The sequence below is a fragment of the Dyadobacter arcticus genome (assembly GCF_011762185.1).
Lineage (GTDB): Bacteria > Bacteroidota > Bacteroidia > Cytophagales > Spirosomataceae > Dyadobacter > Dyadobacter arcticus.
Map to the genome: position 1 here is coordinate 721,044 of NZ_JAASQJ010000002.1, position 24,731 is coordinate 745,774.

Consider the following 24,731-nt stretch of genomic DNA (forward strand, 5'->3'; position numbering starts at 1 on the left):
CAAAAATAAAGCCTGCCGCAACCGGACAGGCTTTAAAACAACTATTAGCCATGAAAAATTATTTGGCCGCAACCAATTTCACATCAATGCTGAAATCATCATGGATCATTTTATCGCCGAGATTTTCGAAAAATGATTTCGAATTGTATTTAATGTCAAATTTAGAACGGTCAACAATCAGTTTACCCGTAGCTTCTGCTCCTGTGGCCGATGTTGTGACCGTCACAGGGAAAGTAACCGGCTTGGTAATTCCTTTAATTGTCAAATCACCTGTTACATCATAAACGCCAGCCGATTTTGCAGTCGCCTTTGTTACTATAAAAGTCGCAGTCGGGTGTTTCTCTACTGAAAAGAAGTCTTCGGACTTCAAATGACCAATTAATTTCTCATTGTAAGACTTGTCGGTAAGGTCTGTACAAGTGATACTTGTAAGATCTGCAACAAATTTTCCGCCTGTTAATTTAGTACCATCCAAAGTCATTGAACCTTCTTTCAGGGCAATTTTGCCAGTATGCTCCCCAGTAACTTTTTTAGCCAGCCATGTAAGCTCACTTTTAGCAGTGTTCACTTTAAGATTAGCGGCTTTTTTATCGTCAGCCGAAACAGTAGAAGAAACAAACAAGGCTACTGCAAGAGATGCAACAAAAAGCTTAACCGATTTCATTGTAGTTTTCATTTTGAATTAAATTAAATTAAATTGATTTATTGTGATTATTGTTATTTTCCGGATTCCCGAAGCTTATCCAGCATTGCACTGAATTGGTCTGCTTCTTCAGGAGTAATAATGCTGTAACGTTCTTCCCAGGCATCCACAAAAGGATCCAGTTCACTAAGCAGTTGCAGCCCTTCTTCGGTAATTACTACATCTACTGCCCGCCTGTCGCTCGGACAGGATGTACGTTTGGCAAGATTTTTAGCCAATAGCTTGTCCACCAGCCGGGAAGTATTAGAATTTCTGTCAAGCATCCTTTCCGTAATGTCGCTTACCTTAATCGGGTTCTGCTTTTGACCGCGCAAAATCCTGAGCACATTGTATTGCTGAGACGTAATATCGTATGCCTTGAGTGTTTCCATCTGCTGGTATTCCAGCCAGTTACTGGTATAAAGAATGTTCAGGGCCAACCGCTGGTAAGCGTTCCGAAATTTATTTTGCTTAATATCAGTTTCAATAGACATAGCTGATTGATCTAAATGCGAACAATGTAGATACATTTAATGTCAAAACATCTATTTATAAAACAATGGTTCCGGTTTGAAAAAAATATTTAAAAATCTTTGATGATCTCATTACAAAAATCCCTGATTCTCGCTTCCAATTCCCCAAGAAGAAAGCAAATATTATCAGATGCAGGATTTGAATTTGAGGTTGAGGTGATCAGTACCGACGAAAGCTTCCCCGCAGATCTGCCCATTGAAGAGGTAGCAGCCTACATTTCCAAAGAAAAAGCGATAATGTTCAGGAATATCCGGCCCGATCACCTGATCCTGACGGCAGATACGGTAGTCATTGCAGAAAATCAGGTATTGAACAAACCTGCCGACTTCCATGAAGCCTTTTCCCTGTTGAAAATGCTTTCGGGCCAAAGCCATCAGGTCATCACCGCGGTAAGTTTGCTCTCCGGCGACTATCTGCAAACCATATCTGATCAGGCAACAGTTTACTTCCGCGCATTGGAAGATTCCGAAATAACCTACTATATTGAGCATTACAAACCCTTCGACAAGGCGGGATCTTACGGTATTCAGGAGTGGATTGGCATGGTCGGGATTGAAAAAATTGAAGGATCGTTTTATACCATTATGGGGCTTCCCATCCAGGTCGTTTATCAAATGTTAAAACCCTATTTCGGCATTGCCAGCTCATCATGATTGCAGACAAGTCGAAATTTATTCCACGGATTTGTTACGAAATTTTTGTCCGTTCATTCTGTGACTCAAATGGCGACGGGATTGGTGATTTACAGGGCATTATTTCAAAATTGGATTACCTGGCAGAACTCGGCATTGAAGCCCTTTGGCTCACTCCGATCCATCCATCGCCGAGTTACCACAAATACGACGTCACCGATTACTATTCCATCGAACCGGAATATGGAACGCTGGATGATTTCAGAATGCTCCTTCGAGAGGCCCATAACCGGAATATCCAGGTCTACCTCGATCTGATCATCAACCACACCAGCACATTACACCCCTGGTTTGCCGAAGCGAGAAAAAGCCGCGACAATGTTTTCAGAAATTTTTATTGGTGGATGACCCCGCCGCAGATCGAGTCGCTTGGGATTTCGAAAAGGGAAACTTCCGATGATTCCCAGGTCGTGTATCCATGGCACGACAATCCCGAAGACCAGGAGAAATATTATGGCCTGTTTTTCAAAGGCATGCCCGATTTGAACTATCATTCCGAAGAGTTGCGCCATGAATTAGAAAAAATCATTCGCTTTTGGTTGGTCGAAGTTGGCGTGGACGGGTTTCGGCTGGATGCGGCCAGACACATTTATCCGGATTGGGAAAAGGAAGAAAGCATTGGTTTCTGGGACTACTTTTCCAGGCTCGTGAAAGATGTCAAGCCTGAAGCATTCACTGTTGCCGAAGTTTGGGCTGAAACAGAAGAAGTTGCCCCCTATTTCAAATACCTCAATGCTACCTTTCACTTTGACCTGAGTTTTGCATTGCAGCGGATTGTGCTCCACGAGAAGGATGAAGCCATGATCGAAAAGCTTTTGGACAGTTATGCATTATTTGAGAAATACAACCCACTTTTCATCGACGCGATCATGCTCACTAACCACGATCAGGACCGGATTGGCAGTGTGGTAGGAAATAATAAAGATAAAATAAAGCTGGCAGCGAGTATCCTGCTTACCCTACCAGGGCAACCCTACATTTATTATGGAGAAGAAATAGGTATGCTGGGCACAAAACCTGATCCCTATATTCGCGAGCCATTTTTATGGTCCGAGGACGAGGAGAATCATTCTGAAAATACCCATTGGATCGATGCGCAATTTTCTACTAATCAGACGATAATGCCTCTTGTTGAGCAAAAAAGAGATGCAGCTTCCATTTACAATCACTATCATTTCCTGATCAGTCTCCGGAAAACAGAGCCCGCATTATGTCAGATTTTCGCACCAAATCTGCACCGGGTATGCTTGCACGATGACCAGCTTCTAGCTTATTTCAGGCCACATGTGGATAAGTCATTGGTTATTATTCACAATTTGAGTGGTTATCCTAAACACATAGACCTTCCGGAAGATAAAGCTGATTTCCGGAATGTGCTCTTTTCATCCGATTTGTCTCATTCGGATGGATTCATCAACGCGACACTAGCTCCATACAGCAGCCTGATCCTCTCTGCTATTTAGAATTTCAGTATAATTCACACAAGCAGTAGGTTGCACCCGGGATGCTTCTTTTTGATAAAAATATCTTATTGTTTGAACAAAACATTCTTTCCATGAAGCACGGTTTACGTCTTTGCATCCTGATCCTTTTCCTGGCCCAAATTTCACTTGCCCAGAGATCCTATCCCACACTCGGAAAAGTGATTTATGAAGATCCTTCATTTGAAAAACTGCTACCCAAAGATTCCAAGGTAGAAGTGCTTGCCTCGGGTTTTGAATGGTCAGAAGGCCCGGTTTGGAATAAAGAAGGCAATTATCTTTTGTTTTCTGATGTGCCAAAAAACAAAGTTTATAAATGGGAGGAGAAAACAGGCCTGTCCGTTTTTCTGGAACCGTCTGGTTATACCGGTTTGGGGCTTTACAGTGATGAGGAAGGGAGCAACGGTCTCGCAATAGACAGCAAAGGACGTCTGATTTCATGCGAACATGGCGACCGCAGAATTTCCGCTATGCCTTTGAACGGTGGCGGAAAATTAACTTTGGCTGACAGTTTTGATGGGAAACGTTTCAACAGTCCGAATGACGTTACAGAACATTCCAATGGCAGCTATTACTTCACCGACCCGCCCTATGGATTAAGCAAAAAACATGCAGATACGAGCAGGGAAATCCCGGAGCTGGGCGTATATCGCATTGCAAAAGATGGCAAAGTGACGATGGAAATTGCGGACCTAAGCCGTCCAAACGGACTAGCATTTTCGCCAGACGGAAAGACTTTATATGTAGCCCAATCGGACCCGGATAAAGCAATTATTATGTCCTATCCGGTGGAGACAAGCGGAAAAATTGGTGCTGGGAAATTGGTTTATGATGCTACCGCAATGGTTAAGGCAGGAAAAGCAGGATTGCCTGACGGATTGAAGGTGGACAAAGACGGAAATCTCTGGTCGTCGGGCCCTGGCGGAATGCTTATTTTGACCCCAGCAGGAAAATTGCTTGGCCGGATCGATATGGGAGAACTTACATCCAATTGCGCCTGGGGAAACGATGGCTCTACATTGTATATGACAGTTGACGGATACGTTTGCCGGATCAAGACAAATACAAAAGGCGCTGGCTGGTAATCTTATTTATCACCAATTTTCCGGACCGACCTTAACGTGTTTTCCACTTCCCGCTTCACGACGAGCCAGTTGGTTTTGCCGTTTTTATAGATATTGGTATAAGCCTTGTAAAGTGTCAGCCGGTCTTCCGTAACTTTATCCAACTCTTCTGAAATGACCTCCTTACCCGATTGACTGGACGTTTTGTATTCACCGACTAACACAGTCCAACGGCTTTCCAGGATGTCCAGTTCGTACAAAACCAATTCACCCATTTTATCCATTTCTTCATACTGGATAACCAGTTTCTGGTTATAGTCCGTCTTGGCATAATTGCTTTTAACATCCTCCTCCATCATTTTATCGTAATCCCTTTTGTAGGCGTCTTTTCCAGTCGAGGTTGGCGAAGTGCGTATTCGCTCGCGTTCGTCCAAATCACGGTCACTGGCCGTAGTCGTCCCGTGTCTCTGGTCATACCTTTTTTGCAATGTTTCCGAGCAGGACATTTGAATAAAAGCGAGAATAAGCGTGCAGTAGAATATTATGTTCTTTTTCAATGGTTTATGATTTGAAATTTGTAAGAGTCGGATTCCAATATTAAGATTAAAGTAAAAGAATTTCGGAATTAATTCAAGGCACTTATCCTCTTTAACAAAAACAGTGCCATTCTCACCGACTCTAACCGACCCATATCCATTCGATCAAATTAACCGGTTCGTTTTGTTTCAGGATCTATTTAATGCTAATATTGGAGCTCATTTACATATTCAGCCGATCTTAAAACCAACTTATCGCGCACGTGGACCCATTGAAGACGAGTAAAATTTTTAATGCCAAAGATCTAATAGCTTATTTTATCGTTGCAGGTACCGGTGCAGTCATCCAGTTAGTTTCCAGCAGTTTAATTCAGGATTGGTTCGATATTTCGTGGAGCGCATCTATCTTTCCATCCTATCTTGTCGGCTTTGTAGTCGGTTTTACCCTCACGAAGTTATTTGCGTTTGACGCCCGCCGCACCAACCAAACGCGCCGCGAAATGGTAAAGTTTTTAATGGTGGCCGTGGTTTCCTATCTCGTTACCCAAATATTCACGATTGGCTCCTACACGCTGGCAGTCGATGTACTGGGCATGGACGTTTACATTGCAAAGCTGCCATTTGGTAAAAAAGAGGTTAATGTTACCGAAATGAGTTCCTATATATGCGGGATGGGTTTTAGTTTTATCAGCAACTACATTCTTCACAAAACTTTCACTTTCAAAAGCACCGGTTTCTACGACCGCCTGAAAGAGCTGATTAAAGATTAGTAAAGCTTTTCGATAATAATAGCGGATGCTCCGCCGCCGCCATTGCAGATCGCGGCCAGGCCATATCTCCCATTCATTTTACCCAGAACAGATATCAAGGTTGTGATAATGCGGGCGCCGGATGCGCCTAATGGATGTCCCAGCGAAACAGCGCCGCCGAATACATTGACGCGATCAACATCCAGATTCAATTCCTTGATATAGGCGAGCGCAACCACTGCAAAAGCCTCATTCACCTCAAAATAATCAATGTCATTGATAGACATTCCTGCGTTTTTCAGGACTTTCTGTGTCGCAATGATAGGCGTAGTCGTAAACCAGGCTGGCTCCTGTTCCGCGTCGGCATAAGCGACAATTCTGGCGATTGGTTTTAATCCTGAGCCATTAATGGTGGTCACGCCCGAAAGTACCAGTGCGGCCGCGCCATCATTAATGGTGGATGCATTGGCGGCAGTCACCGTCCCGTCTTTGGAAAACGCCGGTTTTAGGGAAGGGATTTTATCAAATTTGACGCGTTTAAACTCCTCATCTTCTGTAACCCAAGTGGATTCCCCGCCTTTGGGTGAAGGTATTTCAATGGAAACAATTTCATTGGAAAATAAGCCATCAGTTGTGGAAGCAGCGCTCCGTTGGTAGGAAAGAATTGCAAATGCATCCTGCTCTTCGCGTGAAATCGAATATTTGGATGCGGTCTGATCCCCACATATTCCCATGGCTATCTGATCATAAACATCAGTCAACCCATCTTTAACCAGACCATCAACGATTTCGCCATTTCCATAACCATATCCATTTCTCGCTTTGGGAAGATAATAAGGGATTTGGGACATACATTCCATCCCACCTGCCACTACCAATTCAGCATCTCCCAATTGTATCGACTGGGCCCCGAAAACCACCGCCTTCATGCCCGAAGCACATACCTTGTTCACGGTAGTACAAATGACATGCGCTGGTAAGCCGGCATAAATCGCAGCCTGACGCGCCGGTGCCTGCCCCAGATTGGCTGAGACAACATTACCCATCAACACTTCCTCAATCGATTCGGGCGCAACATTTGCTTTCGCTAAAGCACCCTGAATGGCTTTTGCACCCAAGCGCGCGGCATGGACTGACGACAAACATCCCCCGAAACTTCCGATTGGCGTGCGGGCTGCGGATAATATAAAAACTTCGTCCCTCATGATTCCGGCAATTTATCGTACTCCCCTTTCCATGCGTAGAAACCAAAAATGACTAATCCCGCACAAATTGGGATGAAGATCAGGATAATGATCGACCATTGTAAAGTGGTGTTGGTACGGGCAATCCCCTCCGCTGCAACAGCGATTTTATCACTTGCCTGCATAAATAAAAACAGAATGATCACTGGCCCCAGCAACATCCAGACAATACCAAGAAATTTCTTTATAGCATTCATTATCAATGTTTTATACTTGTTAGTCCATCACGGTTTTGTCAATCCGGTTATCAATGTAAATAGCCCCGATAATGAACGAAAGGGTTGCTATCCCGATCGGGTACCAAAGCCCCGAAAGCGGGGTTGATCCGCTGAAAGAAGCCACTAACGTTGCAATAAATGGCACCAGCCCACCAAAAACGCCATTTCCAATGTGGTAAGGCAGTGACATGGAGGTATACCGGATCTGAGTTGGAAAAAGCTCTACCAAAAACGCTGCGATAGGCCCGTAAACCATAGTTACCAGCAAAACCTGGAAGAAAACCAGCAGAATTACCGTAATGTACGTTTGCCCGGAAAGTGTGACGTCCTTAATCACCGTTTGTGGCTCGGGAACAGGCGCCAGTATATCATCGGGCAGAATGACAACATTCGATTCTCTGAAAGTTATTCCATTATCCAGTGTTTTTACAACGGTCGTTGTAATGAGTGAATCCAGCTTATCTTTTACCAATCCCCGTTCCACAACAGGCTCCGAAGTGCTTTTCAATGCTGTTTTCTGCATTTCCTTTACATTGGTCGCGTCCAGAAAATACTGGTAGATTGGTCGGTAGCAAAGCACGCCGAGCAGCATACCCGTGAGCATAATCCATTTGCGCCCCACCTTATCGCTCCATGAACCAAAAACGACAAAAAACGGCGTTGCAAATAGGATCGCCCAGAGTAAAATGTAGCGGGATTCATTAAAATCCAGCTTGCACGTATTTTCAAGAAAAGACTGCGCATAAAACTGCCCGGTGTACCAGATAACCCCCTGCCCCATCGTCGCCCCGAATAATGCCAGCAATACCATTTTAAAATTCGCCCGTTTCTGAAAGCTTTCTTTCAACGGATTAGCAGACACTTTTCCCTCGGCTTTCAACTTCGTAAAAACAGGCGATTCATGCATTTTCATCCGGATGTAGATCGAAACAACCACGAGCAGGATTGATACCAGAAAAGGGATTCGCCAGCCCCAGGACGCGAAATCCTCTGCACCTAACAGATTCTTTGTCAATACAATAACCCCAAGCGACAAGAATAGTCCCAATGTGGCGGTGGTTTGTATCCAGCTTGTAAAAAACCCGCGTCTCCCAACAGGGGCGTGTTCGGCGACATAGGTAGCCGCCCCACCATATTCCCCTCCCAAAGCCAGTCCCTGAATCAGCCTCAATATCAAAACCAGGATTGGGGCGGCATATCCAATGCTGGAATAGGACGGGATCAGACCAATTAGGAATGTTGACCCACCCATTAAAACCAAGGTCAGTAAAAAAGTGTATTTACGACCGATGAGGTCACCCAGCCTTCCGAAGACCAATGCGCCGAACGGACGAACAATAAAGCCGGCAGCGAAAATGGCAAGAGTGTTGATCAGCGCAGAAGCACCAGCATCACTGGGAAACAATTGTTGTCCGATAATGACCGCCAGACTGCCGAAAATATAGAAATCATACCATTCAATTAAAGTACCGAGGGAGGAAGCAGCAATTACCTGTGTAATGTTTTGGGTAACATTCTTATCGGCAGTCATTAGTTTAGGAAAAGATGAGAATAACACAATTTAGCTGAATAAGTCCGAGGAATCATTTCATTACTCATTTTTAGCAAAAACAAAGCCCTCAGGAGAGGTTTCCTGAGGGCTTTTATACAACATTTGAACAATGTTCTATAAATCGTCGTCTTCGTCATCGTCTGCATTAAGGATATCGTCTGGATCTTCGATGACAATTTTGCTGTCGTCAATATCATCATCAAATTCGTCGACAACAACATCCTCATCCTCTGTCAAATCCACATCCTCATCGTCTTCTTCGTCGTCTCCAAGTAAATCCGGGTCTTGGGCAACAGCACGTGTTTGCTGCGTGCTCTCCGGAAGGTCCGGAAAAACAGGCGGTTCTATGATCGGCTTGCTAGTGTCCGCAATAGCCGGTTCTCCTCTTTCGCGTATCATGATAGTTGTAGTTATAAGGTTTCAATGATTCAATTTCCGGGTATAAATAATCATTCCAACGCCCGGACAACGGTATTAAGTTATTTGGAAAATAATTTTACTCAAAAATATTCATTTGGTAAAATCTAAAATCCTAATGAAATTGCTATCCGGCCGCGTTTACGACCACACCATATATTAAGGAATGCACTTTCGTTGATTTATTGGTTTTTTCACCCTAATCCCTTTCATAAAATGTTCAAAAAACTTACGCTCTGGTGCCTGATTGCCGGGGTTATAGGTTACCACGCTTTATGTGCTGCCGCTCCTGACTCTACACTTGTCATCAAAAGAACGACCGACTTTAAGGTCAATGGCGAAGGTACCGCGGCCAACTGGGCAACGGCGCAATGGTTAGACCTCACCGTTCAAAAAGGCCCGAAGCAACCCGCTCCCGGGAAGCAATTTGCGACAAAAGTAAAGATCATGTACTCCGACAAAGGGATTTATTTTCTTTTCGACTGCGCCGATCAAAAACTGACTGCCACAATCATGGAGGATTATGGTGCATTGTTCAAGGAGGATGTAGTAGAAGTTTTTCTCTGGCCGGACACCTCATTTCCTATCTACCTTGAATACGAAGTTTCCCCCCTCAACTACGAATTGCCTATCCTCGTCCCCAATATGAATGGGAAAGCACAAGGCTGGAAACCATGGCATTATGATGACAAGAACCGTGTCCAGCATGCCACCAGTGTCCAGGGCGGGCAGAAGAAAAGCATGGCCTCGGTAGAGGGTTGGAAAGCTGAATTTTTCATTCCTTATATCCTGATGAACCCCATCGTTCCTGCCATTCCGAAGTCGGGTACCAAGTGGCGAGGCAATTTTTACCGCATTGATTATGATTCAGAAACAGCTTATTATTCCTGGCAAAAAACAGGCGGCAGCTTTCACGAATTCCGCAAATTCGGCACATTGATCTTTGAATAACCATCTTTAAACATTTCCTGAACCATGCGATTAACCATTCTTACATTCATTTGTTTCCTTTCTGCAATCATGGCATTTGCACAAAAATCAACAAAAGAGATTCTTTACGTAGGCACTTACACCCAAAAGGGTGAGGGCATATATGTGTACGAATTGGACCGCAAAGATTATTCTGTGAAAGAAATACAGGTTTTGACGAGCAAAACCAGCCCATCATTTCTCGAATTTCATCCCAATAAAAAGTTTCTGTACGCGGCTAATGAAGGCAACAATACCGTCACATCCTTTGCAATTGACCCTGCTACCGGGACTCTCAAAAGCCTGAATGCGCAACCCTCCCTAGGCAGAGGGCCCTGCCACGTCAGCATTGATCCGAAAGGCCGGTTTTTGTATGTTTCCAATTACGGCAGCGGACAATTGGGGGTGTATCTGCTTAATACCGACGGCACGATTGGCGCAGCAGCAGATAGCATTCAGGATAAGGGCTTAGCCAGCCAAAAGCCTCATATGCACTCCATTACCCCTTCCGCGGACGGTAAATTTATTTACGCTTCCGACTTGGGCATTGACAAGATCATGGTGTATGCAGTTGATCCCAAAACCGGGAAATTGACGCCTGGTGCGGTGCCTTATGCAGAAGTTCAAGCAGGTGACGGCCCTCGCCATTTCGCAATTCATCCCAATGGAAATTTTGCTTATTCCGCCTGTGAGCTTACATCAGTTGTCAATTCCTTTCAGATTGTAAAAAATACGGGTGCGTTGGTGCCATTGGAGCGGGTGACGATGCTGCCAGAGGATTTTACGGGTAAAAGTTTCGCGGCCGATATCCATTTTTCCCCGGATGGCAAATTCCTTTATGCTTCCAACAGAGGTCACGAAAGTCTGGCAATTTATGCGGTAGATGCCAAAACAGGTAAGCTGACCGTCGCCGGACATGCCGATACGCGAGGCAAACATCCCCGTAATTTTCTGATTGATCAGAAAGGCCAATTTGCCATTGTGACCAATAAGGACAAGGACAATGTTGTATTCTTCTCTTTAGATAAGTCAAACGGACAACTGACTTATTCCGAAAAAGAGATCAGCATTCCCACCCCGGTTTGCGTGAAGCAACTTTTTCTGAACTGATGACCAAAACGTTAAAATCTCGACGTATATCGACATCGTTAGTACACCAGGAGCGGCCTTAATTGTCGGAAAAGGATACCGCCGCTTTCATCTGGTGAGACATAGTTTGACAGAATTAAAAAGGGTTTAGAACCAACTATGACCAAACTTTATTTTTTAATTTGCTATAAACAAAAAAATTAATCTTACAAACAGAGTATTCATGCATATTTTCTGCATCCTTACTTCACGAGTTGCTCAATTTCTTTAAATGCCTTAATCTCATTATTTCAGCCCCTTGACTATTATGATAAACCGCCGAGATTTAATCAAACACCTGTCTGCTTTTCCGCTCTTAGGTGGATTTTTAGGACAAAGCAGCCTGACCACGACCGCATTCGTTGCAAAAGGAGCCGCAAGAAACCTGGCCAAAGAACTTGGCATCCGAACTTTTATTAATGCTGCGGGTACCTACACGGCCATGACCGGCTCATTGATGCAGGAAGAAGTAATGGAAACCATCCAGGGCGCTGCCAAGGAATTCATGATGCTCGACGAAGTTCAGACGAAAGTGGGCGAAAAGATTGCCGCCATTACACATGCCGAGGCTGCCGTGGTAACAGCAGGCTGTTTCTCGGCATTGACGTTAGGATTGGCAGGAGTTTTGACCGGAATGGATCAGAAAAAGGTTGAAGCCCTGCCACTTTTGGAAGGAACTGGAATGAAATCAGAAGTGATCATCCAGAAAGGCCATAACATCGGCTATTCACATGCATTGACCAATACAGGCTGTAAAATCGTGGTCGTTGAAACCGCGGAAGAATTGCAAAAAGCGATTAATGAAAAAACTGCATTAATGTGGTTCCTGCATATACAATCGGACAAAGGACAGATCAACCATCAGCAGTGGCTGGATATCGCCAAGAAAAATGGCATCCCTACAATGATTGATATGGCAGCCGATGTGCCGCCGGTTGAAAACCTTTGGAAATTCAATGATATGGGCTTTGACCTGGTGTGTGTGTCTGGTGGAAAAGCCATGCGAGGTCCTCAGAGTGCGGGTATTTTGATGGGGAAAAAACAACTGATCGACGCAGCAAGACTAAGCATGCCCCCTCGCGGATCGACCATTGGACGCGGAATGAAAGTGAATAAAGAGGAAATTCTGGGCATGTATGTCGCGATCGACAATTTTGTGAAAATGGATCACAAGAAGGAGTGGAAAGTGTGGGAAGACCGCGTTGCGCACATTGGTAATGCGGCCAAAAGTGTGGCTGGCGTAACCACAGAAGTAACTGTTCCTGAACTTGGAAACCATACCCCTACCTTGAAAATATCCTGGGATCCCGCAAAAATAAGTTTGGCAGTAAAACTATTGCAGGAAAACCTGCGCAAAGGCGATCCGTCGATCGAAATTATGCCTGCGGAAAATAATTCGCTGACGATTACGACATGGATGCTGAAACCGGGTGAAGAAAAGATTGTAGCAAGCAGACTCAAAGAAGAATTATCAAAAGCTACTGTTTAAATAATCCCTTAGCCAGCTATTTCCAACAAATGAAATATAAATCCCTTCTCCTTTCATTTCTGTTGGTCGCGCAAAGTTTCGTTTGCAATGCGCAGACTTACAGTATTTTGATCAAAGGCGGAACCGTAATTGATCCTAAAAACAACCTCAACCAGGTCATGGATGTGGGGATATTTGAAGGGAAGATTAAGAAAGTCGCGAAGGATATTGATCCCAAAGAAGCACGTCAGGTGGTGGACGCGAAAGGTATGTACGTCACACCCGGCCTCATTGATATCCACGGACACGTGTTTTTTGGTACCGAGGTCAATCATTATCTCAGCAATAGTTTTACGGCATTACCTCCCGACGGCTTCACGTTCCGCGTTGGCGTAACTACGATTGTTGACGCTGGTGGTGCGGGGTGGTCAAATTTTGATGTTTTCAAAAACAATGTGATTTTCCATTCCAAAACGCGGGTGCTGTCTTTTATGAACATTGTCGGTAAAGGCATGAGCGGCGGCAAAATGGAACAGGATACCAGTGATATGGATCCGGGATTGGCCGCCGCAGTCGCATTGAAAAACAGTAACGACGTGGTCGGCTTCAAGGTAGCGCACTTTATGGGGCATGATTGGAAACCTGTTGATAATGCAGTGAAAGCCGGCAAGCTGGCCAATATGCCTGTTATGGTGGATTTTGGGGGAAGCATGCCGCCACTTCCGCTGGAAGATCTATTCCTGAAGCATCTTCGTGCCGGAGATATTTTCACACATGCCTATACTTTGCTTGAAGGCAATGTCCGAGAGACCATCGTGGACGAGGCAACCGGCAAAGTGAAACCCTTCACACTCGAAGCACGCAAAAAAGGGATTGTTTTCGACGTGGGTTACGGGGGCGCGAGCTTCAATTACTCACAGGCTATCCCCGCTCTAAAAGCAGGTTTCTATCCCAATACGATCAGTACTGACTTGCATACGGGAAGTATGAATGGCTCGATGAAGGATATGCTCAGCATTATGTCCAAATTTTACGTCATGGGCTGGGACCTGCCATCGATCATCAAAGCCAGCACCTGGGCACCTGCGCAGGTGATCAACAGAGAAAACCTGGGACACATTTCCGAGAATGCCATTGCAGATGTAGCCGTTTTTTCCATGCGAAAAGGAAACTTCGGATTTTATGACAAAACAGGTTACAAGATGGAAGGCAAAGAAAAACTCGAATGCGAACTGACGGTCATGGGAGGTAAAATTGTCTATGATTTGAATGGAATCACAAAGCCGATTTATTTGAAGTAAGCTTTTAGCTAATAGCTATTAGCATCTAAACCCTATGAAAACCTACCTGACCCTCCTTGCCCAATTCCTCCTGCTTTTTGCGCTGGGATTTACGCAGCATTCTGATCATGACGACAAGCCTTTCAATTCCAAAAACGGCGGATTGTATTTACCTGATGGTTTTGAGGCTGTTGTTGTTGCGGATAGCTTGCCAGGACGAGCCCGGCACATTGCGGTGAATGACAATGGCGATATTTATGTGAAAGCGCGATTTGCAGACAAAGGTGAATCGGTGATTGCGCTGCGCGATACCAATGGGGATGGACGTGCAGATATTATCAAACGTTTTGGCGGAGCGGCCAAAGAAAGGTCTTATGGAACTGCCATGCGCATTTACAAAGGATATATGTATTTCAGTTCCGAACTAATTGTTTATCGCTATAAGTTAACACCCGGAGAACTGGTCCCAACGAGCCAGGAAGAGGTGATCCTGACCGACGACCACCCGCACGGCATGCATGAGCACATTGCAAAGCCGCTTACCTTCGACGACAAAGGTTTTATGTATGTCCCGTTTGGGGCCAATTCCAATGCCTGTCAGGAAGACAATCGGACGCCTTGGGATAAAGGATTGACCCCATGCCCCATTTTGGAAGATCACGGTGGTATCTGGAAGTTTGATGCGAGTAAGCCCGGGCAACATCAGAAGGATGGTGTCAAATTTGCAACAGGTTTGCGCAGCGTGGTGGGGCTGGATTGGAATTTCACAGATAACAATCTTTACGCATTACAGCATGGTCGCGACGATTTATTGCGACTCTGGCCACAGCTTTTCAATGGCTGGGAAAGTGCGATGCTGCCATCAGAGGAATTTTTAAGAATCAAAGAAGGTACCCATGCAGGCTGGCCCTATTGCTATTGGGACCAGATGCAGAGCAAAAAAGTCCTCAATCCTGAATACGGCGGCGATGGAAAGCTAGTTGGAGATTGTGAACGATATGAAAAACCGCTGATTGGTTTTCCAGGCCACTGGGCACCGAATGATCTGCATTTCTATCAGGGAAATCAATTTCCTGAACATTATAAAAACGGCTCCTTCATTGCATTTCACGGCTCCACAAACCGAGCACCTTATCCGCAGTCCAGCTATTTCATTGGTTTCGTGCCTTTCAAAAACGGCCAGCCAGCCGGTCCATACGAAATTTTCGCTGATGGTTTTGCCGGAATCGACCCAATTGTGAATGTGAGCGACGCGATATATCGCCCGATGGGGATTGCGATGGGACCTGACGGCTCTATTTACATTGGGGAAACTGAAAAAGGCAAAATCTGGAAAGTGACTTATAAAGGCAACAAGAAGAAATTTGGTAAATCTTCACTGGCTTCCCAGGAGAAAAGAAAGTCTTTAACCCACATTCGTACGCCGGATTTTGTCAATGATAATCTCGACAAAGATGAACCGATTGCTGGCGGAAAAGTATACGGTGTGTATTGCAGCGCCTGTCACCAGCGTAATGGAATGGGTGATTCGCAGCGTTTTCCCCCACTCGGTGGGGCTGAATGGGTGATGGGAGATAAGACAAAGCTCATCAATGTTTTATTGAAGGGATTGGAGGGGCCGATTGATGTGAAAGGTCAATCTTACAACAATGTGATGCCCCAGCATAGTTTTTTAAAGGATGAGGAAATTTCAGAGGTACTTACACACATCAGAAGCAATTTTGGAAACAGTGCAGGCCCGATCAGCACTGAAGAAGTGTCCAAAGCACGGGCTGCCATTGATAGTTTGAAATAACGCTTTTCTCCTTCCAACCTGTTTAAGCGGATATTACTCTCCGGCAATTGAGTGTTCCTTTAAGGGGTTGGAGGGAGAATGGCAAAGTTTATAAATCACCATTTTTATTAAGTTGAATGCGCAGAAATAAACTTTTCGCCGCCAGTATTATCATTTTTTCAGGGGTTGGCCTTGCAGGGTTTTCACCGGAAATAATGCCGGTTCATCATTCCATCCAGGATCCATGGAAAGCCCCGGCGTGGGCAGATACCCTAAAAAGTCCCTATCATGAAGAGCCGCTTACCCTCGCGCAGGGAGAAGAGCTTTTCACACTTTACTGCGCTTCCTGTCACGGCGACGAAGGTTATGGCGACGGGGCAGCAGGCGGAGCATTAGGCCAGAAACCCGCTAATTTCCACGACACGCTCGTTAAGGTGCAAAGTGACGGCGCTTTATTCTGGAAAATCTCGACCGGCCGGGGTAATATGCCCCCTTTTAAAGATGTATTCTCCGACGAGCAGCGCTGGCAATTGGTGGCATACATTCGCCATTTAGGCAAAACCGATTAATCCTGAACCATACCATAAATGTTATATTCCAAATTTTTACTAAAAACCGGCTATACCCTGCTTTTTCTGGGTATAGCCGTTGGCGTTTTTGCCCAGCAACGGACGGAAGTCGTTACCAAAACACCGCTTTCCCTGCGTGAAGACATTGTCATCGAAGAGTATATGAAAGTAGAACCCGAGGCGGTTCGGATCATTCAAAATCCGGTTTCAGGGGAGATTCACTATACTACCTTTTTTGGGGACGTGTTGAAAATTGTGGATGTCGACGGAAAACCACAAAGCAAAAAACTTCTTACGGTGGAAGATCATGGCATTCCCCGTTTGCAGGGAGCTGCTTTTCACGGCAATACATTGTTTTTGGCTGGCAATGTGAGTGTGAACAATAACAAAGGAAACAAAGGAAGAATGGTCCGTTACGAAATGAAAACCGGTGTGGATAAGCCCGAAATGACGGTTGTGTTCAATACCGTTGAATATGGTGCTAACAAAACAACTTTCGATCACGGCTGGAATGCATTGGAGATCAGTCCAGACGAGAAATACATTTTTGTGAATACCGGTGCGAGAACGGATCATGGAGAAGTGCAGGACAATGATGGCCAATACCCCAATGCCCGCGACAATGCATTGACTTCTAACGTGTTTCGATTTCCCATTAATGCCAAAGACCTTCTACTTTCAACCGATGCAGCCAAATTGAAAGCTGATGGCTATCTCTATGCAGAAGGCATCCGGAATGCTTACGACATGGCTTTCGATGCAAAGGGAAATTTGTTTGGCGTATCCAATTCAGGCGATTACGATCACCCTGAAGATATGTTCTGGATCAGGCAGGGTCATCATTATGGTTTTCCCTGGGTGATGGGCGGCATCGACAATCCTCAGCAATATCCCGACTTCCAGCCAGACCCTGAAAAAGATCCTTTCCTGAGCAAATTTGCTTCCGCGTGGCTCATGAAGTACTTTCACAACGATCCCGAATTCCCAAAAAGACCTGCTGGTGTAACATTCAGCCCATCAGTACAGAACCTCGGGCCTGATGCCAACGAGTACCGCGACCGGAAAACGGGTGCGGTTATGGATGGGGATACTACCGGCGCAACAGTCGGAACGTTCAATGCACATTCTTCACCGCTGGCGCTTTTCTTTGATAATAAGAATGCCCTGGGCAAAGATTTCACTGGTGATGGATTTGTGATCAGATATGCAGGTGGACCGAGAAACGGCGTCGTTAATCCAAGCCCGTTGCGCAGACAAGGGAAGGATCTGCTGCACCTGGATATGGTCTACGATAAAGCGTCGGACAACTATAAGATGAAGACAACCAGATTGATAGAAAATTTCACAGCCCCAACGGACGCGTTGCTGGTCGGAAACAGCTTGTATATCATCGAATACGGAGGTAAGCAAGGGGGAAATAAGGCGGGAGGAAGTATTTGGAAGATTACAATGCCGGCTAACGAGAAAATGGCTAGAAGAAACAAAAGAAAAAATCGTAATGACCATTAATATCTAACCTTAATAAAACCAATATGAAATCCGAAAGAAGATCAATTATCAAAAAATTGTTTGCGTCTGTTGCTGGTATCGCTGGAATCGGCGCTGCATCCAAGGTTGTGGCCGGCCCGGCAGGGGCAGAGGCGGCTCCGATAGAGGCTTCCGCTTCTAGACATGAAAGTGGCGGAATGGAAATGTCGCAGGATTTATTTGCCGGACACACCATTTTCAATAATATGGTTTTTATCGCCGGTAAAGGCGCCCACGTTCCGGGTGACGTGACATCGCATACAAAAATTGTTTTGGATGCGATCGAGGAGGAGTTGAAAAAAGCAGGTTCTTCGATGGATAAGGTTTTGAAAGTGAATGTATATCTGGACAAAATCGAGGACTGGGCAACGATGAACGCGGTATACAAAGGCCGCTTCGGAAAAAAACCTCCGGTTCGTACCACAGTTGCCGTTAAAGGAATTCCCGGTAACTCGCTGATTGAAATCGACTGCATTGCTTATATCTAGTCGGGCGGTTTTTTTTATTGAAGGGACTTGCCAAGTCTTTAAGACTTTGTAAGTCCCTTCAATAAAAAAAACCGGAAAAACCAACAATATTTCGCTATTGTCCAATTACCCGACAGATAATTTTAAATAAAAAAATTAAGTTGCTGTTATATTTTAAAATTCCGCGACAAACAGTTACTTTGTTGTCTTACCGAATCAACTTTGAACAAGAGACAACGCATCGCGGAAGAGAATGTTTTTCTCTTAAACCTCTGGCACCAATCCCAAGCCGGAGATAGCCTCGCATTTTGCCAGCTCGCTGATAAGCAGTACCGGACACTCTTCGGTTACGCTACCCAATTCACCTCCGATCGGGAGTTTATCAAGGATTCCATCCAGGAACTAATGATTCACATTTGGGAAAAGCGCGAGGGGATTAACATTCAGTTTGTTACCATCTATTTTCTTCGTGCATTACGCAATCAATTAATGCAGGAATTTCGGCGTAACAATGCAGCACATTCGCTACTAGACCTCAACGAAGCGGGCCAAATTTCTGATTACCAGAACATTGAAACCGAAATCGAACATTCCGAGGCTTTCGCCGAAAATCAGGTGAAGGTTCGAAGCGCACTGAACGAGCTCCCCCGCCGCCAGAAAGAAGCTATTTTCCTTAAATATTTTGAAGGAATGGATAATGAGCAAATTGCCGATCTGATGCAGGTGAATCGGCAATCTGTTGCAAATCTGCTTTTTAAGGCGATTAACTCTTTGAAAAGTCAGATGCTCTGGGCAGCGCACATGTTAATTTTTATTTACATCAGCTTCTAATAGTAGCTTATCGACTATCTCTTCACAAACGTCCGGCTGCTTTTGCTTCCATTTTTGAGGCGAATTTCCAATACATACTTCCCGACTGGTAAGTCCTGCACAATGTATTTTTGTGTCGGCCGATCCGATTCAAACACCAGCTTTCCTGTTAAATTAAATATCCTGATGCTGGCTATCTGCTGATCTCCCAGCAGTAATTGCAATTCATTCCCTGTATCGATCGGGTTGGGAAAAGCTACTATCTCATGTTCTACTCCGAATCTAAGCGATTGTATCTTGCTATATGCGAATGTGCCGTCCTGATCGACCATTTTCAGGCGGTAATACGTCGTAGTAAAATCCAAATCTGTGTCCACGAAAGAGTAATCTTCATTTTCGGAGCTGTCATTTTTAGCCTGAACACCGGCAATCGTTTCCCAATCTTTTCCATTGTTGCTTTTTTCAATTTCAAAGTGGTCACTATTGATTTCACTGCTGGTGGACCATGTTAAGAGGATTGCGGCCGACGATCCTGTTTTCCTTTTCGCTGTTACATTAAATGCAGTTAATGTGACAGGGAGTGCGATGCGCGGATCTATTTCTGCAAACAAAGCCGCAAATTCTTCAAACATCCCGCTGGCTTCCAGGACAGTGCTGGAAATAAACGTACCGTCAGCCAGGGTCGCGTACAATGTTTTAGGTGCAGGCGTGTAGTGTGCGAAAACGGATAGGTCTGCTGCTGTTGTCAATAAAAAGTCCCCTTCCCAAACGTCGGCAGGATCTGGGTCGGGAATTATGGGCGGGTTCGAGCTTTCAGGAACTACTGTGGTATCATCGCAATTATCCACGATCATGGTGGTGGTAAAAGCTGATTGCAGATCCCGGCGGTTTGGATAAGTCCGGACGCATATTATCTGGTAAGCCCCAGGCCGCTCAGCCTGAAAGGTAATCTGGTCGCCCGTTGAGGTGAAAGCCTGCTGCGTTGGCAGCACAGTCCAGTTGTGAATGTACTGCCCGTTCGACGGGGTAGCCAGGGAAACGCTGATGTTGGCTGTGTTATCCTCCGTAGTCCGCTTCTCGCTAAACGGGTAGCAGGTATTATATGTGGAAATGGTTGGGACTGGCGGGATTGGGAGGGCTGGGCAGGCGGGGATGTTTGTTAAGAGGTTTTCGGATTGTCCAATTGCAGTCCAGCCTATGAAAGCTGCGGAAACATGTGCCGTGTTAGTATTAGCTGCTAATCCACCATAAATCGTCGAGAAAGGAGTCTGAGAATTAGTAATAGATGATACATTCAATAATTCCCGTTCACTTTGTGTTGTTCTAGGCCCTTGATAATCTATGGAACTAAAAGTAGGCACAAAGCAGAAATTAAAGTTGGAAGTTTCCTTAAACAGCTTATTCGGAACGGGAGCGGACGATCGTCCACCAGGAAGAAAATCGTCGTTTAGCGGACTGCTATATTTTCTGTTTATGCCGACGGCATTTGCGAAAATACCCCATGTAGCAAACCGAAATACGCTTTCGTTTTGGTTCAGCGCATTTGTGTGCACATCAATATTGCTATTCTGTAACGCAAATGGTGTCCAGCTTCTCAATATCCGGCTTCCATAATTATAGTTGTTGAAAATAGTCCTATCACCCGCATTCATGCTACCATGAATGATTGCGATATTCCTGGATTGTTGCGGATAGCCTCCATTGCCCAATGCCAGTAATTGTGAGCGGAATGCGTCAAAAGCAGGCGCTTTACTTCCGACTCCTCCGGTGAGCTGACCACCCCAATGCAAGAGCAACTGGGTTCCTGCCGGTGTGGCAAGTGCCTGATAAAAATTGCGCCATTTTTTTGCAAAAAATTTGAGTATTACCTGTGTGAATAAACTAGGATTCGCTTCCCACAGAAGCTGGGTAAGTCCAACAGGAACATTTGCCCCTTGATGAGGCGTGTCGTAACAAATCATCAATTTGACATGGTGCGCAATGCCCTCATTCTCCATTTGCCTCAATGCCCAACGTGCGACGAGGCCGCTCATGCTTTCACCAATTACGACTGACTGATCGTTGCCTATTTTCATCTGGTTCACTTGCTGTATTAAAGCTTTCAAAACCTGAGCATTGTCCTCGATGGCAGTTCGGGCATCTGTATAATCTAGTAAAACCAAGTCATAACCCTCCGTGAGGTATTGCGAAAGGGGAATTCTATAATTCGCCTCAATCGCGTCCAATGTCACATTTTGTCCCATATCAAATCCTTCTGCAATGATTATAGGCTTATTAAATAGCTGGTCACATCCGAGAATGATTCTTACGTTCCCTCCTGCAAGCATCGTTCTAGCTGACCTGTCGAACTTGGCAGTATCCGTTGAAATGCGGTTGGCAAATAGTTGAAATTCCTTATAGGGTGTAACTCTTTCGAGCTGACGCACATTCACGCTGGTTTCGAATAGCCAAGTTTTACCATTGGCATCGAAACGAATAACGATTGGATTTAGTCCGGTTGAGCCAAAGCGATGAGAAATAAGTTTGTCTGAAACGCTGTAATTTTTGAACCCTTTTCCATCCTGAAAATCCAGCGCAACGCTGTCCAGTTTGGAAGGATGATTGGTAATGTATAACTCCGGACTAAAACTAAATTCAACCTCTGATTGATAAACATCTTCCTGTAAGACAGATGCGTAGATAATGTTGAACTTTTTATAAATAGAAAAATCGATTGATTCCCCATTCTTTTTTCTTGCCTCGTTATCGGCTATCTCACTAACGGACATATATATACTTTCCAGATTCATAATACCAATTGGGATCACATTGCTTTTAGTTAATTTATATGGGTCTGTCTCTTCAAGGGTATTAATGCCCTTGATTTTTGACCCTTCTGTTCTGAGATCGGCATAAATGAGCCTTTCATAAAGATTTCGCCATTCTTCTGCAGTTACCTTTTCGGATGTTGGAAAATTACTCGTTGAACGCTCTTTGAAGTAATTGCTTTCTATTTCGTTTGTAAGACCTGCATTTAGCAATAATGTTTTCTCAAGACCTGTCACATCAAGCCTGTCGATTTGATTCTGCCTTTGTTGTTGAAAATCCTGGGCAAAAGTGGAGCAAAAGGTAAAAACGAGAGCCGAAAGAAAACTGCATAGTTTTCCTCTTTCGCATTTGGGGAGATGCTTCATGATTGTGTATGTTAAAATGGATAATTGATTACTTAGATATTAGTTGAAAATCATAATTCGCTTTTTCGCCGATTGACGAAAAACAACAGCTGCTTGTTGACTTGCCATCTTGAAATACTTCGTACCCTTTATAAAATCTCTCGAATTTTCTATTTTCAATCGGGAAAGACGGGATGCCTGAATTTACAGCATTGTATTTTTTCGGTACTTCGACAATCATTTCGTACATCCCATTCTTATCTGAATATGTTCTTCGTAGCTCTTCATAAGTCAAGTCCCTGAGGCCCTGAACTACTATCAAAATACTATCAACCGGCTGCCCATTATGATCGGTAATTGTACCATAAACCGTCGTCGTTCGATCCTGTTTCGAAAAGCAATTCGTAAGAAAAAAAGTGATTCCGAGAAGAATGACCGTCGTGCGAGACTGTTTAATTGCCTTTTGTAAGCCTGGGAGTCTGAGTTTTTGATTCATGACTATGTGTTTAAAAGTTATTTGCGAATGAGTTTAAAGTCACATCTTGTTCTTAAACCCATTGTTAACCCAGATTCCCCCGAGCTAGGTTTCGTTTGATTTCTTGTGGATTCGTAAGATTTAAATGGCTTCAGAGGTTTTTTATTTTCAAATGAATAGAAAGGAATGCCGACTTTTGCAACCCACCACTCGTGGGACACATCAACCTCGATTTCATAGAATCCTTGCTTATTCGAGTAAGCTTCCCCAATACTACCTGATACTGATATAGCTCGGCCCCCATACATTTCAACCAAAACACTATCCACCGGCTGCCCATCTTCATCTGTGATCAAGCCATAGACAACTGTTACTCTATTCAATAATGGGCCGCAGCTTGCCAGGGCTACCATTAACATGATCCCAAATACTAATTTTGATAAAGTCATAATTCCCTCCTTTTAATTATTGACGAACTCCAAAACTTACTTCGTCAAATAAATCAAATACTTCCTTGGATGATGGATTTGAATGATCCTGCGGTAGATTCATTGATCTGCCGGTCGAACATTCGAAAAATAATTTTTAGAAAAAGAGTATCGCCCCAATCATTATGCATCCTTATTGAAATTAGCCGCATTTTCATTTGCCTTATATGCCCAATTACCGCAATTTTCTTCCGGAGGAGCTTGCTGCCGATCCTTCGTTCAGAAACTGGATTTTATACAATGATCCTGAACACGAGAAGCTTTGGACCGAATGGCTGGAATTAAACCCTGACAGGCTGGAAATGGTCATGAAAGCGAAGCATTTTCTGGCGATGACGGAAAGTGAATTTGATAGGATTTCGGATGAGGAGATTGCCAATGAAATTTACAGGCTTTCGCATGCAATTGGCGAAAAGACGGCCAAGAAATCGTCGATCTGGATCCGTTTTAGACCAAATTGGTATCATATGGCGGCCTCTGTACTGATCCTGTTGTTCGCAGGTTGGCTGTTTAACAAACAAACGACTTCCCAACAGCAATCGGATCAATATAAAGCGATTCTCAGCCAGATTACCGAGCCTCTGGTGGAGGTGAAAAACACATCGGACAAAGCACAGCTCGTGATCTTGGAAGATGGGAGTTCTGTTTTATTACAGCCTGAAAGCCGCATCACCTATCCAAAAAAATTTGAAAATAACAAAAGAGAAGTGTTCCTGAATGGGGAAGCATTTTTTGAAGTGGCCAAAAATCCTGACAAACCCTTTTATGTATACGCACACACATTGGCGACGAAAGTTTTGGGTACCAGCTTTAAAGTGAGCGCCTTTGACGATGACAAGGAAGTGAAAGTGGTGGTAAAAACGGGTAAAGTTTCGGTGTTCCCGATGACAAAGGAAGCATTGGCAAGCGAGCATGCGAACGACGAGCTTGGTGGCATGGTACTGACGCCTAATCAGCAGATTACGTACACTGCCAAAGAGCTGCGGCTCACCAGAAGTCTCGTCCCAAACCCGAAATTGCTAGAACTACCCATTCAGAGCCAATCATTTGAATTTAAGAAAACGCCTATAACGGAGGTCTTTGCCACTTTGGAAAAATCCTATGGGGTAACGATCATATTTGATGGGGAAGTGATGCAAAATTGTTACCTGACTGCCTCGCTTTCCGATGAACCGCTTTTTGAAAAAATAAACCTGATCTGTAAGACAATCGGTGCCCAGTACGAGCAGATGGACGCCAGTATCATCATTACCAGCAAAGGCTGCTGGTAATCAGCGCATTCCTATATAATTAATTAAAAATCTTTCTGACGCCTATGACGATAATCTATCACCAATGACCCGTTGAAAAAAGCCGATGAAGCTGCAACTTCATCGACCCAAGTTAATCCCCCGTTTGTTCAAGCTGACATTCCCGCTTTTGGCGGGAACTGTCCGGGAATCATTTGATGCCGAA

24 protein-coding genes are annotated in these 24,731 nt (G+C 44.5%); 14 read left to right on the plus strand and 10 right to left on the minus strand.

All coding sequences use genetic code 11. The features are described from left to right. Positions 1-58: 58 nt before the first annotated feature. Entirely contained in the window at positions 59-664 is a 606-nt protein-coding gene (locus tag FHS68_RS10835) for a YceI family protein (protein ID WP_167270903.1), read from the minus strand. A 53-nt stretch (positions 665-717) separates the two neighbouring features. Continuing rightward, positions 718-1,176 carry a MarR family winged helix-turn-helix transcriptional regulator gene (locus tag FHS68_RS10840; RefSeq protein ID WP_167269860.1) on the minus strand — a complete coding sequence of 153 codons (459 nt, stop codon included), beginning with the start codon at positions 1,174-1,176 and terminating at the stop codon, positions 718-720. 102 nt (positions 1,177-1,278) lie between these two features. Between FHS68_RS10840 and FHS68_RS10845 the strand changes: the two genes are divergently transcribed. From FHS68_RS10845 to FHS68_RS10855, 3 genes are all read left to right on the plus strand, one after another. Then, positions 1,279-1,869: a Maf family protein gene (locus tag FHS68_RS10845; RefSeq protein WP_167269862.1), complete on the plus strand. Its 591-nt coding sequence runs from the start codon at positions 1,279-1,281 to the stop codon at positions 1,867-1,869. After that, positions 1,866-3,371 carry an alpha-amylase family glycosyl hydrolase gene (locus FHS68_RS10850; protein WP_167269864.1) on the plus strand — a complete coding sequence of 502 codons (1,506 nt, stop codon included), beginning with the start codon at positions 1,866-1,868 and terminating at the stop codon, positions 3,369-3,371. Before FHS68_RS10845 ends, FHS68_RS10850 begins: the two co-directional genes overlap by 4 nt. Positions 3,372-3,463: 92 nt before the next feature. Then, positions 3,464-4,474: an SMP-30/gluconolactonase/LRE family protein gene (locus tag FHS68_RS10855; RefSeq protein WP_167269866.1), complete on the plus strand. Its 1,011-nt coding sequence runs from the start codon at positions 3,464-3,466 to the stop codon at positions 4,472-4,474. Positions 4,475-4,476: 2 nt separating this feature from the next. On the opposite strand, the gene FHS68_RS10860 is transcribed toward FHS68_RS10855, so the two are convergent. Further along, on the minus strand, positions 4,477-5,010 hold the full coding sequence (locus tag FHS68_RS10860; protein ID WP_229211850.1) for a hypothetical protein: 534 nt from the start codon (positions 5,008-5,010) through the stop codon (positions 4,477-4,479). A gap of 242 nt (positions 5,011-5,252) precedes the next feature. On the opposite strand from FHS68_RS10860, the gene FHS68_RS10865 reads away from it, so the two are divergent. Beyond that, positions 5,253-5,759 carry a GtrA family protein gene (locus tag FHS68_RS10865; protein ID WP_167269868.1) on the plus strand — a complete coding sequence of 169 codons (507 nt, stop codon included), beginning with the start codon at positions 5,253-5,255 and terminating at the stop codon, positions 5,757-5,759. Here the strand turns inward: FHS68_RS10865 and FHS68_RS10870 are convergent. The 4 genes from FHS68_RS10870 to FHS68_RS10885 form a co-directional block, all read right to left on the minus strand. After that, positions 5,756-6,943, minus strand: a complete 1,188-nt coding sequence (locus FHS68_RS10870) for an acetyl-CoA C-acyltransferase (RefSeq protein ID WP_167269870.1) — start codon at positions 6,941-6,943, stop codon at positions 5,756-5,758. The genes FHS68_RS10865 and FHS68_RS10870 overlap by 4 nt on opposite strands. Then, the gene (locus FHS68_RS10875; protein ID WP_167269871.1) at positions 6,940-7,179 is read right to left on the minus strand and encodes a DUF6814 family protein; all 240 of its coding nucleotides are present in this window, start codon (positions 7,177-7,179) and stop codon (positions 6,940-6,942) included. The genes FHS68_RS10870 and FHS68_RS10875 overlap by 4 nt, the downstream gene beginning before the upstream one ends. Positions 7,180-7,198: 19 nt before the next feature. Next, positions 7,199-8,731 (minus strand): MFS transporter, encoded by a 1,533-nt coding sequence (locus tag FHS68_RS10880; RefSeq protein ID WP_167269873.1) that lies wholly within the window; start codon positions 8,729-8,731, stop codon positions 7,199-7,201. Positions 8,732-8,866: 135 nt separating this feature from the next. Beyond that, on the minus strand, positions 8,867-9,151 hold the full coding sequence (locus tag FHS68_RS10885) for a hypothetical protein (protein WP_167269875.1): 285 nt from the start codon (positions 9,149-9,151) through the stop codon (positions 8,867-8,869). A gap of 234 nt (positions 9,152-9,385) precedes the next feature. Here FHS68_RS10885 and FHS68_RS10890 point away from each other — a divergent pair, with 234 nt between their 5' ends. The 9 genes from FHS68_RS10890 to FHS68_RS10930 all read left to right on the plus strand — a co-directional run bounded on the left by FHS68_RS10890 (position 9,386) and on the right by FHS68_RS10930 (position 19,182). Then, positions 9,386-10,120 (plus strand): carbohydrate-binding family 9-like protein, encoded by a 735-nt coding sequence (locus FHS68_RS10890; protein ID WP_167269877.1) that lies wholly within the window; start codon positions 9,386-9,388, stop codon positions 10,118-10,120. Between the two features lie 24 nt (positions 10,121-10,144). After that, positions 10,145-11,248, plus strand: coding sequence for a lactonase family protein (locus FHS68_RS10895; RefSeq protein WP_208408281.1), 1,104 nt, complete (start codon positions 10,145-10,147; stop codon positions 11,246-11,248). Between the two features lie 286 nt (positions 11,249-11,534). After that, positions 11,535-12,755, plus strand: a complete 1,221-nt coding sequence (locus FHS68_RS10900) for an aminotransferase class V-fold PLP-dependent enzyme (RefSeq protein WP_167269879.1) — start codon at positions 11,535-11,537, stop codon at positions 12,753-12,755. A gap of 29 nt (positions 12,756-12,784) precedes the next feature. Then, positions 12,785-14,035, plus strand: coding sequence for an amidohydrolase/deacetylase family metallohydrolase (locus tag FHS68_RS10905; RefSeq protein ID WP_167269881.1), 1,251 nt, complete (start codon positions 12,785-12,787; stop codon positions 14,033-14,035). Between the two features lie 34 nt (positions 14,036-14,069). Then, positions 14,070-15,809, plus strand: coding sequence for a PQQ-dependent sugar dehydrogenase (locus tag FHS68_RS10910; RefSeq protein ID WP_167269883.1), 1,740 nt, complete (start codon positions 14,070-14,072; stop codon positions 15,807-15,809). Between the two features lie 116 nt (positions 15,810-15,925). Next, a complete protein-coding gene (locus tag FHS68_RS10915) occupies positions 15,926-16,357 on the plus strand; it encodes a c-type cytochrome (protein ID WP_167269891.1) in 432 nt (143 codons plus the stop codon). Between the two features lie 18 nt (positions 16,358-16,375). Beyond that, on the plus strand, positions 16,376-17,866 hold the full coding sequence (locus FHS68_RS10920; RefSeq protein WP_167269893.1) for a PQQ-dependent sugar dehydrogenase family protein: 1,491 nt from the start codon (positions 16,376-16,378) through the stop codon (positions 17,864-17,866). Between the two features lie 23 nt (positions 17,867-17,889). Next, a complete protein-coding gene (locus FHS68_RS10925) occupies positions 17,890-18,372 on the plus strand; it encodes a RidA family protein (protein WP_167269895.1) in 483 nt (160 codons plus the stop codon). Between the two features lie 201 nt (positions 18,373-18,573). Further along, positions 18,574-19,182, plus strand: a complete 609-nt coding sequence (locus FHS68_RS10930) for an RNA polymerase sigma factor (RefSeq protein ID WP_167269897.1) — start codon at positions 18,574-18,576, stop codon at positions 19,180-19,182. 14 nt (positions 19,183-19,196) lie between these two features. Here FHS68_RS10930 and FHS68_RS10935 read toward each other — a convergent pair whose 3' ends face one another. The 3 genes from FHS68_RS10935 to FHS68_RS10945 are packed head-to-tail and all read right to left on the minus strand — an operon-like array spanning position 19,197 to position 23,237. Next, entirely contained in the window at positions 19,197-22,334 is a 3,138-nt protein-coding gene (locus FHS68_RS10935; RefSeq protein WP_229211851.1) for a T9SS type A sorting domain-containing protein, read from the minus strand. Positions 22,335-22,362: 28 nt separating this feature from the next. Further along, a complete protein-coding gene (locus FHS68_RS10940; RefSeq protein ID WP_167269899.1) occupies positions 22,363-22,809 on the minus strand; it encodes a hypothetical protein in 447 nt (148 codons plus the stop codon). 17 nt (positions 22,810-22,826) lie between these two features. After that, a complete protein-coding gene (locus FHS68_RS10945) occupies positions 22,827-23,237 on the minus strand; it encodes a hypothetical protein (protein ID WP_167269901.1) in 411 nt (136 codons plus the stop codon). A gap of 206 nt (positions 23,238-23,443) precedes the next feature. Here FHS68_RS10945 and FHS68_RS10950 point away from each other — a divergent pair, with 206 nt between their 5' ends. Further along, the gene (locus FHS68_RS10950) at positions 23,444-24,547 is read left to right on the plus strand and encodes a FecR family protein (RefSeq protein ID WP_167269903.1); all 1,104 of its coding nucleotides are present in this window, start codon (positions 23,444-23,446) and stop codon (positions 24,545-24,547) included. The last annotated feature ends 184 nt before the right edge of the window (positions 24,548-24,731 follow it).

Bases quoted from the DNA above. Each gene is read 5' to 3' on its own strand.
- FHS68_RS10870 (WP_167269870.1), bottom strand. From the start codon at position 6,943: ATGAGGGACGAAGTTTTTATATTATCCGCAGCCCGCACGCCAATCGGA.
- FHS68_RS10935 (WP_229211851.1), bottom strand. From the start codon at position 22,334: ATGAAGCATCTCCCCAAATGCGAAAGAGGAAAACTATGCAGTTTTCTT.
- FHS68_RS10890 (WP_167269877.1), top strand. From the start codon at position 9,386: ATGTTCAAAAAACTTACGCTCTGGTGCCTGATTGCCGGGGTTATAGGT.
- FHS68_RS10845 (WP_167269862.1), top strand. From the start codon at position 1,279: ATGATCTCATTACAAAAATCCCTGATTCTCGCTTCCAATTCCCCAAGA.
- FHS68_RS10940 (WP_167269899.1), bottom strand. From the start codon at position 22,809: ATGAATCAAAAACTCAGACTCCCAGGCTTACAAAAGGCAATTAAACAG.
- FHS68_RS10910 (WP_167269883.1), top strand. From the start codon at position 14,070: ATGAAAACCTACCTGACCCTCCTTGCCCAATTCCTCCTGCTTTTTGCG.
- FHS68_RS10880 (WP_167269873.1), bottom strand. From the start codon at position 8,731: ATGACTGCCGATAAGAATGTTACCCAAAACATTACACAGGTAATTGCT.
- FHS68_RS10950 (WP_167269903.1), top strand. From the start codon at position 23,444: ATGCCCAATTACCGCAATTTTCTTCCGGAGGAGCTTGCTGCCGATCCT.
- FHS68_RS10875 (WP_167269871.1), bottom strand. From the start codon at position 7,179: ATGAATGCTATAAAGAAATTTCTTGGTATTGTCTGGATGTTGCTGGGG.
- FHS68_RS10945 (WP_167269901.1), bottom strand. From the start codon at position 23,237: ATGACTTTATCAAAATTAGTATTTGGGATCATGTTAATGGTAGCCCTG.
- FHS68_RS10920 (WP_167269893.1), top strand. From the start codon at position 16,376: ATGTTATATTCCAAATTTTTACTAAAAACCGGCTATACCCTGCTTTTT.
- FHS68_RS10835 (WP_167270903.1), bottom strand. From the start codon at position 664: ATGAAATCGGTTAAGCTTTTTGTTGCATCTCTTGCAGTAGCCTTGTTT.
- FHS68_RS10905 (WP_167269881.1), top strand. From the start codon at position 12,785: ATGAAATATAAATCCCTTCTCCTTTCATTTCTGTTGGTCGCGCAAAGT.
- FHS68_RS10850 (WP_167269864.1), top strand. From the start codon at position 1,866: ATGATTGCAGACAAGTCGAAATTTATTCCACGGATTTGTTACGAAATT.
- FHS68_RS10840 (WP_167269860.1), bottom strand. From the start codon at position 1,176: ATGTCTATTGAAACTGATATTAAGCAAAATAAATTTCGGAACGCTTAC.
- FHS68_RS10900 (WP_167269879.1), top strand. From the start codon at position 11,535: ATGATAAACCGCCGAGATTTAATCAAACACCTGTCTGCTTTTCCGCTC.
- FHS68_RS10925 (WP_167269895.1), top strand. From the start codon at position 17,890: ATGAAATCCGAAAGAAGATCAATTATCAAAAAATTGTTTGCGTCTGTT.
- FHS68_RS10915 (WP_167269891.1), top strand. From the start codon at position 15,926: ATGCGCAGAAATAAACTTTTCGCCGCCAGTATTATCATTTTTTCAGGG.
- FHS68_RS10855 (WP_167269866.1), top strand. From the start codon at position 3,464: ATGAAGCACGGTTTACGTCTTTGCATCCTGATCCTTTTCCTGGCCCAA.
- FHS68_RS10885 (WP_167269875.1), bottom strand. From the start codon at position 9,151: ATGATACGCGAAAGAGGAGAACCGGCTATTGCGGACACTAGCAAGCCG.
- FHS68_RS10895 (WP_208408281.1), top strand. From the start codon at position 10,145: ATGCGATTAACCATTCTTACATTCATTTGTTTCCTTTCTGCAATCATG.